Source organism: Salegentibacter sp. 24 (genome assembly GCF_004362395.1).
Taxonomy (GTDB): Bacteria; Bacteroidota; Bacteroidia; order Flavobacteriales; family Flavobacteriaceae; genus Salegentibacter.
Genome location: NZ_SNWE01000026.1, coordinates 1 through 11366 on the forward strand (window position 1 = coordinate 1; position 11366 = coordinate 11366).

Sequence of the window (11366 nt, forward strand, 5' to 3'; positions counted from 1 at the left end):
GGGATATCTGCTGCGCACTGCACTGTAACCGGGGCAGGACTGCTTGCCGTTGGAAGTTGTGTATCGTCTATCGTAATAGTTTGCGTAACATTGATGCTGTTATTGGCATCATCCGTTACACTATAGGTTCTTGTGATGACCTCTGGATTGCTATTTCCATCACTGGTATCCTCTACAAAAGCGACGCTTGGATTTGTGATACAATTATCAGCCTCGTCGTTCACTACCGTAATGTCAGGGGCAGGGATATCAGCAGTACACTGCACGGTAACCGGGGAAGGATTACTTGCCGTTGGAAGCTGTGTATCGTCTATCGTAATAGTTTGCGTAACATTGATGCTGTTATTGGCATCATCCGTTACGCTATAGGTTCTTGTGATGACCTCTGGATTGCTATTTCCATCACTGGTATCCTCTACAAAAGCGACGTTTGGATTTGTGGTACAATTATCAGCTTCATCGGTCACTACCGTAATGTCAGGGGCAGGGATATCAGCAGTACACTGCACGGTAACCGGGGAAGGATTACTTGCCGTTGGAAGCTGCGTATCGTCTACCGTAATAGTTTGCGTAACATTGATGCTGTTATTGGCATCATCCGTTACGCTATAGATTCTTGTGATGACCTCTGGATTGCTATTTCCATCACTGGTATCCTCTACAAAAGCGACGTTTGGATTAGTGGTACAATTATCAGCCTCATCGTTCACTACCGTAATGTCAGGGGCAGGGATATCTGCTGCGCACTGTACTGTAACCGGGGCAGGATTACTTGCCGTAGGGTTCGTAATGTCTTCTGTACAATCGGCGTCAATGGTAGATGCGATTATCTCTGAAGCTTCCTTAGTCGAGGAATAAATGTAAAAACCTATAAAATAAGATTGCTGTTTATCAACTGTTATCGCTCTATTTGGGCCATAGCTAGTATTAGGAATTACGGCCTTCGCGGAGAGTAAAAACAATCCGCAAATTATGACCGCAAATAAAAACCGGGGAGTAATTTTACCCATAGGCAACCTGACAACTAATTAGTATAAGACTGTAAAATTACGTATAAAAAATATACTTTAACAAGAATTTAAACAGAAATTAATGTTTTAAGTATCTAAAAACCAGATAAAAGGCATTTTTTATAGTTGGGTTTTATATGAGTGTAGGAAAAAGCTTTCATTTAAATATATTTTTTGTTAAAATAGGTTTTCTAAAGAAGTCCTTAAGATTTCTGAGTTTCAATGACCAAGGGATGAGGGTATTGTGTTTTTATAGATGACCAAAGGTCATCTCTTTAAAATGAGTAACCACTGATCAGTTTTGAAACCGGACCCTACCAGGGTGGCACTGTTTTATTAAATGCTTAGGCCAAGCGCAGATTAAAATATTCCTTGTTTTCCTAAATTTGGTTCAACTTCTTTGAAACAGTATCCTCAATTCTTTCTAATGATCACCTTTTTCGCATAATCTCCTGCACTGGTGAATACCTTAACAATATATACCGCCGAACTCAAAGATTTTTTCTGGGGAATATGAATTTCCTTAATGTCCGGAATGCCATAATGTTGATCTACCAGCTGGCCCGCAATATTGTAAATATTGATATGGTCAATTATATGCAGTTCGGGATTGCTGATGATAAATTCCCTGTTTTCAAGGGAGTAAATATAATCGATCGGGCCTTCTCCTGGTTCTTTGTCTTCTCTGGCGGTAGTAACGTCATCAAAAACAATTTCATATAAATCCTGGTATTCTCCCACGGGCAGGCTTGCTTTAAATGCTTCTTTTCGCAGGTTATGATAAGTGCTATCGCTTTTATTAAGAAGGAAGATATCGGTATGGTCAGGAAGATTTTCTAATTCTGCAATCTCTATAATAAACTCTTTTTCCTCGGCGATGCTTATGCCTAAAGGAATTCGTTGATCCAGGTTAAAATTAGGTACTCCCTGGATCACGTATGTTCCTTTGTCGATTACCCAATACATATCTTCGGGAGCCTTGTCTAATAAAGGCGCATCGAAGCCCAAATCAAAGCCTTTGCTTGTTCTTGCGTCTACGCCTACCAAAATTTCCCGGTGGTAACCCGTGGGAGAGTGAAAGTTCAGTCGTATTTTGTACCGGGAATCTTTCTTTTCTTTGTACTGCTTTGCAGCTTTTATATTATCCCTGGCCTCCAGGAAGAAGGAAAAACTTTGACCTTTTTCCATCACAAATTCACGCTGGCTATTTTTAAAAACAATGTTTCCAGTATCGAAATCAGTCATATTTCCGGGAAGAGAATTATCCTGGGTGGTATTTACGAAAAATCCCTGCCCTACTGGGATATAAGCTCCGGCACGCTTGGTACTTTTGGCTCCTGTGGCGTTGATCCTGGAATCATTGGAAATAGCGGCCACCCCGGCCAATAGATTTCTTACGGCATAGCCCCCAACATATTCCGCCAGATAATGGGTTTTGCCCCCAAAATGATCCCAGAAATAAACCGCCCCGTTTAAAAGGTTCTTATCGTTACGGCCTTCTCCCTGACTGATATTATCCAAAATAAATTCTTCGATACTAATAGCGGAAGGGTAAGGATTGCCCAGAAGATAATTCTGACCGGGTTTAATCTGACTCACTTCTATGGTGCCATTATTTGGAAACCCGGAAAAGGTGTAATTTTGAAGATCTTTTATTTTGGCTTCTCCTGAGGTGCCTTTCATAGTATAACCTTCCCCCGGCTTTAACGGAGTATAGCTTCCAATTTGCTCCCAATGGCTATAAGCATTGGCTTTTCTGGCGCGGAAAGCATTAATCCAGTAATCACTTATTTTAATTGGATCTGCTTTTGCACCATCGGCATGGGTGTGGGGCCATTTAAAATTGATGGGCTTAAATACATTGGTGCCAGCGATGGAACCATCGTGCAGAACCTGGTTGACTTTGTAGGTCGAACTCGATGCAGTAGGCAAGACTGGAGAGCTCCAGTAATTATAATTATAACTGCTCGCAGTTCCCTGTTGATCACGTTCTATATTTCCGTTACCGGTGATCTGGCTTCCCTGGGTCTGAATTAGTTGTGACTCGCCGTTAAGGTCGATTGTCCCATCCAGATGGAGGTAATGGGTAATGATAAGGGCATTTCCTGTTCCGAAACCTACCTGGCTTTCCCCCATATGATTTTCACCCTTCATATTCAGGACCCCCTTTTCAGAAATTAATCCCAGTAACTTTATGCTGTTGGTGTTATTTGGGCTGCCGGGATTTTCAAGGTTCTTCGAGAGCTTTACGATATTCCAGTCTATTTTACTGTTATCGATTCCCAGGCTGTTTGGTGGATTCCAAACATCCCGGTAGTTTATGTTGCTGCCTTCGATTTGTGCGGGCAGTTCCCAGGTTGTTTTATCGAACCATTCTTTGCCATCGGTGTAGAGTATATAGGGCAGAGGAGCTGTGTTTTCCTGCATTTCCTGGATATTTTTAAGCAAGCCATTGGCTGGTGCCCCCAGACTACCCAGGTTATCGGTATAACCATCACTAATTAGGTTATTTTTGGCAAGAAGCTGGTAATAGCCTGCTAAATTGTTCCAAAGGCTGGTTTCCGGGGCATTGGGCAGGTTTAAGTTGTTTCCTAAAATAGTACCGCTTACCGCTCCGGCATCTTCCACCAGACGTTGATTCATAAAAAATCTGATGTGATCTGTTGAAATTGCAGTGTTCCAAATGCGCAATTCTTCAATAAAGCCCTGAAAGTGATCTTTGCTTGCAACGGGATTGGAAGGGGCATACACGGCTCCAATTAGTGCGGGGGTATTGGTTTCACCTACAGAGCCAGGAACCTTATTAGTATTGGTTTGAATTTCAATGCCATCTACATAGATTTTAAGGGCCGAGCCTGAAATATAAACTGCGGCAATATGGTACCAGCGGTCTGTACCGAGTTTTCTCCTGGCTATAACACTTACATCATTGACACGGAAGGTAGGTGCTCCTTTGTTCAAAAATAAATCAAAACCAGCATTAAGATGATCTGTAGGCCTTTTTGAGATTATAGTTTGAGTCCCGGAATCTGAATGTGGTTTTATCCAGGCTTCAATGGAAAAGCTGGAGCTCATATCATAATGATCCCCTAAGTCTACATAGTCATCCTGGCCATCAAAGTTTAACTGGCTGCAGGAGGGCGGAAATGTTACTTCTATAGTTTTAGAAACCACGCATTTTGGGTTGGCCACAGAGGCAACACTCCAGGTCAGGGTGTAGGTTTCTCCTGGCTCTCCGGTAAAACTGGTGCCAGGTAGGTTTGGATCGGCAAGCAAAGCAGTTTCCCCATTATTGTAGGACCAGGATCCACTGCCAATTTCCGGATCTATCGGGCTGGCCGAGAGCCAAATTGTTTTTACCCCACATTCTGAGATTTCCGGGACTTCTCCCGCATTTATTTCAGGGGGGCTAAGGGTAGTGAATGTCTTTACCTGCGCAGCACAGTTATCACTGGAACTTACCAAAAAGGTATACCCCGTTCCACCTTGCAATCCTGAAACTATAAAACCCTGTGTGGCAATTTCATAATTTACCTGGTCTGCTCCTAAACTAACTGGGTCTCCCTGGGAATCAAGTATTTCCAGGGAATAAGGAATATTTGCTGAATCAACAGTTTCCTGGGCATAAAGGCCGCCGTTTACGGGAATACCCACTACGGTACCAAAATCCCCAAAACAGGAGGCTTTCTGTATTTCAAAAGGGTTCCCCACTATTAATTCTTCGGGTTGCCTTATACTTATAGTATCAGAAACCACCGTACAGGATTTTGCGTCGGTAACCTTCACGAAATAATCCCCCTGTCTAAGGTTTTCTGCTATTCTCCCTGTTTGTCCATCACTCCACTGGTAGGTAAAGGGACTGCTGCCTGTGTTTTCAGCAATATTAATTTCTATTTGGCCATTACTCCCCTGGTGGCAGGTTACATCCTGGGCTATAAGGGCTAATTCAGGACTTATATTAAAGACGACGTTTATGGTATCGCTAACTGGTTCACAAACTGCGCTGCTATCCTGGTCTGCAGTGAGGATCAGATCTATTTCTCCCGCAGAAATCTCAGCCTGGCTGGGATTGTAAGTGGTATTAATACTACCGGGATCGGTGAACCTGGAATCATCTCCACCAGAGGTGGTCCAGAATCCTGAATTTATAGTGTTGTGGGTTATTGAAGCTGAGGAAAGATTTATTACCGGGTCATTGGAACATATTTGGAGATCGTCTCCCGCAAAGACAACGGCCTTTTCAATTACGGTTACGCTAGTTGTTTTTGATTCCAGGTTGCAACCATAGAAATCCGTTATTTTAAGGGAATATTCACCAGCCATTTCCGCTGTGGCATTGGATATGCTAAGTGTGTCTGCCGCGACCAACTCTTGTTGGTTTTTAGCCGTGGTGGAATAGCTGAATCCATCAGGGCCACTCCATTCGAAGCTTATTGGTAAACGTCCCCCTACCAGGTTTGCGCTTAACTTAATTGTTTCCCCTTCACAGACAGGACCATCATTCTCAGGGCTGAACTCAAAATCAAAGGACCTAAATGCGGCAAAAGATATGTCATCAATACCAAAATCATTTCCACCCGGGTCAGGGTTTTCGTTTATAATCCTTACTGTGGCCTGGGTAGTATTCCCTGAATTCCATAATTCAGGATTATAAAAGTTAATCCAACTTCCCACCGGTTCACCGGTAAGGTCTCCCAGGGTACTTTCAACTACCACACTATTATTGACAAGCACCTGGATTCTTAAACGGGCGGGACTTGCAGGGTTCACATTAGAGGTCCAGGCACTAAAGTAATAATCGGTATCCGGGATTATTTCAAGCGGATCTGATTCCCATACGATATTCCCTGTGGACCGGTCTCCGTTTACGATCATAAAATTACCTCGCCCCCCGTGTCCGAGTCCACTAAAATTATTATGATAGTTATAGGCATTCTCCCCGACAGCATACAGGCCTTCCGGGTACATTTCCAAACGGGAGCCCGGATCATTTTGAACATAATTGTAAACCGTGTTAAACCCAGTATTGCCATCTTCAAAATCCCCATTGGGAATTAAGTTTTCATTGGGGGTTATGGAAGTGGAGGCTTCACATCCGTCTTGGGTTACATACAGGGTGTAGGTCTGGGCCAGGCTTACCTCTAAGGATTCTTCCTGTGAAATAGTTTGTCCCGAGGCTACCCAGCGATAGGAATCGTAGGGACCATCTGCAGATAAAAGTACCTGGTTTGTTTGACCCAGGGAACAGTAATTGGCAATTATTTCAGGCTGTAAAGGTTCTTTCACGCTGACTTCAACTGTTCCTACCCCTGGACATTCTATATTTGGATCAGTATAGGTAGCGGTGAAGATGGTTGTTCTGGAAACTGAAATATTTGTTGGGTTAGGTTCATTTGAAGTCCAGTCAGGATTGGTAGAAGAGGTCCAGGTAACATCAGGAATACTGGATCCTTCTCCAGTTATCTTAACATTATCTATTGCCCACCAGTATCCCCAGTTGGCTCTGTATCTAAACCGAACATATAGGGTTTCCTGGCCTATATAACCGGATAAATCCACACTGACATTTTCATCACGATATCCTCCGCCATCTATCGTTTCAAGCGTCCTCCAGTTGGATTTATCGGTAGAAACCTCAACCAGGCCGTAATCCTCATTATTCCAGTTAGAAAAATCCTGCCAGAAAGTAAGCTCCAGGGAAGAATAACCAATGGTATTTAAAGCCTGGTTATATAATAAAATCGTTCTGGTTTTCCCATTTCGGCCCTGAGCGTCACTATCAGAAATGTAAAAGGTGCTGCCATCAGACCTTGTACTTCCATAGTTCATATTATAACTTCCATCTCTCTTGGTCCATGAAGCATCTTGCTGGTTTCCGCCTGTAGAGTTATTAATTGATTGCCAGTTGGGGGTAGCTCCATTGAAATTTTCATCCAGTAAGACCGGATTTACAGATTGCGCTCCTTCGAAAGTAGAATTCAGGTCAATGGTTTCCCCTGCACAAATATTATTCTTTGAAGCACTGGCTGTGACCTTTGGTCCGGATAATAAAGAAAAGCTTATACTTTCTTCTACCTTACAGCCTTTTGGGGAAGTTATAGTAATAAAGTAACTCACACCGATTTCGCGACCGGTGTCGTTATAAAGGATTTCACCAATAGTCCCAGAGCCTGATGCTGCAGGATTCCCTTCAAATGCATTTCTTTTCCAGGTTATGGTGGAGTTGGCAAGGGAGCTTTTAGGGGTATAGCTAATACTACTCCCATTACAAATCTCACTTATTGGTTCCTGGATCAACTGGGGTGCTGGAGAAATTTCAACTTCAACGATAAATTCATTGGAACAGGCGTTTTTTTCCAAGGTAAATATGTAGGTGGCAGTTATAGGCTTTCCGGTGTTGTTTACCAGGGATTCATTAGGGTTAATATTGTTTCTTACAGATGAATCTGTGGCCGGGTTTTCTCCCACGGCTGCCCTGGACCAACTAATGCTAGTTTCCTCCAGATTACTTTCGGGCAGGAAACTAAAGGCGGTCCCACTACAAATCTCAGAGGGAGCATCATCTAAGTTGGTTAAAACCGGTTTTATTTTTTCAACGCTGACCTCTTCTATATTCACGCAGCCGGCATTGCTCTGGCCTTTAATATAATAAGTCCCCAGGCGAACCTGGGTGGGATCCTCAACTTCTATTGTAGCTTCCGGGTCTTCCCAGTATGAATAGACCAAAGAGGTGTTTTTTTTAATTGCAGGATCTGTTAGGTCAATGGAAGTGACGCATTCGGGGAGATTTATTTCAAAATCAGGTGTTGGGTTTACGGTAATTTTTACCGGGATCGTGGTGCCGGTACATCCCTGGGCCTCAGGAGTGATATTATAAATCAAGGTTTGAGGCTCCGAGGTAGTATTGACAAGTTGCTGCGAGATCATTCCCTGGGAGTCAAAGCTACCTTCAGTAGCCCCTTCTATACCTGTTGGGGCGTCAATAGTCCAGTGAAAGGCTGTATTTGCAACAGGGCTGTTAAGAGCGATATCGGTTTGACCTCCTGAACAAATTTGATTTGAGTAAGTAGCATTTACTGTTGGACCAGGTTTTACCCTCACCGGAATTTCTATCGGCTCCCCGGTACATCCATTAGCTTTCGGGGTGATTTTTATCGTTTGGCTTAAGGTAGTCTGGGTGTTGTTGACAGGAGTGAAGCCTGGAATCTCAGAAACACCGGTTCTATCGGAGAGTCCAATGGCAGAGCCTCCCGAAATATCATAAGTAATTCCATCAAGATTTCCAGTTAGGGAAATGGCTGCAGTTGGGGTTCCATTACAAAGGTCATCAATAGAAGGGGGCTCCAACCGAGGTTTTGGTTGAACCTCTATATTGAAAGTCTGAGTTGGGCCAGTACAATTGTTTGCTGAAGCTGTCAAGGAGATCGTAGCACTTTGTAGCTGGTTTGAATCATTGGTTGCAATAAACGAAGCAATGTTCCCGGTTCCATTGGCACTAAGCCCGATCTCTGGGTTGTCGTTAGTCCATGCTACAGTGCTTCCTGTCACCGAAACACTGGAGAGATCAATGCTACTCAACGTCTCACCTTCACAGATTACAATATCGTTTGGGGTAGTAACTGACGGGGTGGGGTTAATACTTATAGTGAAATTTTGTTTAGCCCCCTGGCAGTTTCCTCCATAAGGGATGACGGTGAATTCTACCGTCACGGGCATACTGCTATTATTTTTGGCGGTGAATGCCGGGATGTTGCCGGTCCCGGTAGGAGCAAGGCCTATATCAATATTGGAGCTGGTTTCATAGGACCAGGTATAGGTTTTATCTGGTAAGGTGTTCCCGGTAAATGTTATGCTTGGAATTTCATCTGTGTTACAATAAGCATTCCCATGAACTGACGGGATTTCAACGCTTGGTTCAGGAATTGATATTTCCTGGATAGCGGTAAGGCTATTACCAGAGGGATCTGTAAATGTCCAGGTTATGGAATATTCCCCAGGATCCGAAAATTCGAGAGGATCATTAGTGGTTCCGGTGATTGAAGTAGTACAGTTGTCGGTAGTAGTAGGAAATTCATTGATTGCCGTGCCACAGGTCCATTCCAACTTTGCAAGGCTTGGTTTTGTAGGTGCAATAGTATCTTCCACGGTAACAATAGCTGTATTTGAGGCTGAGTTTCCAAGATTATCAGTAACACTAAGGATTACTGTATTGTCCCCAATATCCGTGCAATCGAAGGTAGTAATATCGGTATCAAAGCTAAGTCCCCCACAGGCATCAGATGAGCCGTTATTAACCGCGTCTTCTGCAATACTTGCATTTCCGCTGGCATCAAGCTGAACAGTAATGTTTTGAGTTAAAACGCTGGGGGCAACCTTGTCTTCAATGGTAACTATAGCAGTCTTTGAGGCTGAATTTCCGTAAGTGTCAGTTACGGTAAGGGTGACGGTATTTTCTCCAATATCCGTACAATCGAAGTTGGTGATAGCGGTATCAAAAGTAAGTCCCCCACAGGCATCAGATGAGCCGTTATTAACCGCGTCTTCCGCAATGCTTGCATTCCCGCTGGCATCAAGGCTAGCGGTGATATTTTGAGTGATAAGGCTGGGTGCAATATTATCCTGGACAGTGACCGTAGCGGTTCCTGTTGCGATATTTCCATTAATGTCAGTTACCTTTAGACTTACCTGGTTGGCACCCACATCAGCACAACTGAAATTTGTGTTGTTCAGAGCGATGGCTGCAATTCCACAATTATCAGAAGAACCGTTATCGATATCACCTGGCTCAATCACAGCGGTTCCACCGGTGTTTAAGGCTATGCTTATATTTTTGGTAAGCACAACAGGCAGCTCCGAGTCATCAAAGTTTACGGTAAAACTATCACTGACCGTATCTTCGTTAGCATCTGATACTGTCACGGCATAAGTGCCGGGAACAAGCTGGCTTATATTTGGGCTGTCTACTGAACTAACCTCACCAGGTCCTGTCCAGGAATAAGTATAGGGAGCTGTTCCTCCTGTTACCGTGATGCTTATCGATCCGTCATTGGCATCGCTACAACTTGCCGGTGAGATATCGACATCTGTAATGGCTGGTGCCACTTCCATTAGAAAGCCTACAAAGAAATTTTTAGTGGTGTGTTGGTGGATTAGCGCAGGTTCCATGGGGCCATAAGGATTATTAGCCAATGCGGTCATAGCGGAAAGTGAAAACAATCCGCAAATAATAACCGCAATTAAAAACCGGGGAGTAATTTTACTCATAGGCACCCTGACAACTAATTAGTATAAGGCTGTAAAATTACCTATAAAAAATCTATTTTAACCAGAATTCGGAGGTGAAAAGTCAGTTTAACGGATTAAAAACCAGTTAAAAGGCTTTTTTATATTTAAAAACACTTATTATTTGTAAGAAAAAACCTTCATTAAGAAATACCTTTCAAATTTCCATCTCTTTAGGTACGGTTATATTGTATTTCGGTATATAGACACCATCGTTTAAAAGTGACCGTTTTCCACTGCCCAAATCTATTTTTTTAGTTTTTATGTAATTGAACCAATTGTGATTCGCCTTTTCAGCCATATATAAAAACGATCGTTTTACCTTTACGGAATTACACTGCTCAAGTATGGTTTGTACATGGTTTGGCCTTAAGTTGTTCAACCCCTCCATAAGTTCATAACATTCTAAAAAGGAATGGATTTTTGGCGTTAAGTAAAGGCATTTCATGATGGCTCTTTCCGCATTTGATATTTTTATAGAAAACGATTTTTTATCAATAGGTGATAAATCTATATCAGGGGGAAGGAAAGAGGTGTTTATTTGTTCTATTTTATATCCCCAATCATAATCTAAAAACCAAGTTGGAAGCGTAGTGCCACTTTTACAGAACAGGAATATTTTTTTCACATTAAAGTCCAAATAATGTGCTCTTCCCAGTAGTGATAGGGCTGTTCTTCCTCCAAGATGCACGCTTATCCCTGATTGTTCCTGTAATACATATACAGCACCCTTGTATCCTACTTCTTCACCAGTTCTTATCATGGCTCCGGAACCTATAGAGGTGAACCAATTTCTGTTTTTGTACTTTCATAAAAGATCGTGGCTATAACCTTGCTCAACAAGCCTTGAGGATAGATATACTACTCCCGATGGTGGGGACTGTAATAATTGGTTTATTTTAAATTCTTTTTTAGTACTCATAGTACGAAAATAAGATTTTTTTTAAACCACAGATAAATTATATATCTATCTGTTCTGAGTAAAATCTACTCGGATTTTCTTATAAATGGTTACTTGAACATTTTGGTATCTTTGCTTTACCTTCTCTTTTTTCAACTATAATTATCAGTAAA

The 11366-nt window shown here is 42.5% G+C and carries 3 protein-coding genes and 2 pseudogenes; all 5 read right to left on the bottom strand.

From position 1 onward, the window contains the following. Positions 1-1010 (bottom strand): annotated as a pseudogene (locus DET49_RS15615) (hypothetical protein); the annotation flags it as partial. A gap of 414 nt (positions 1011-1424) precedes the next feature. Then, complete coding sequence (locus DET49_RS15620) at positions 1425-10274, bottom strand: LamG-like jellyroll fold domain-containing protein (RefSeq protein WP_133549371.1); 8850 nt, start codon at positions 10272-10274, stop codon at positions 1425-1427. A 175-nt stretch (positions 10275-10449) separates the two neighbouring features. Further along, complete coding sequence (locus tag DET49_RS15625; RefSeq protein WP_262707998.1) at positions 10450-10920, bottom strand: type IV toxin-antitoxin system AbiEi family antitoxin domain-containing protein; 471 nt, start codon at positions 10918-10920, stop codon at positions 10450-10452. A gap of 18 nt (positions 10921-10938) precedes the next feature. Next, a pseudogene (locus DET49_RS18845) lies at positions 10939-11088 on the bottom strand (AbiEi antitoxin N-terminal domain-containing protein); the annotation flags it as partial. 12 nt (positions 11089-11100) lie between these two features. Continuing rightward, on the bottom strand, positions 11101-11214 hold the full coding sequence (locus DET49_RS18955; RefSeq protein WP_410527964.1) for an AbiEi antitoxin N-terminal domain-containing protein: 114 nt from the start codon (positions 11212-11214) through the stop codon (positions 11101-11103). Between the last annotated feature and the right edge of the window lie 152 nt (positions 11215-11366).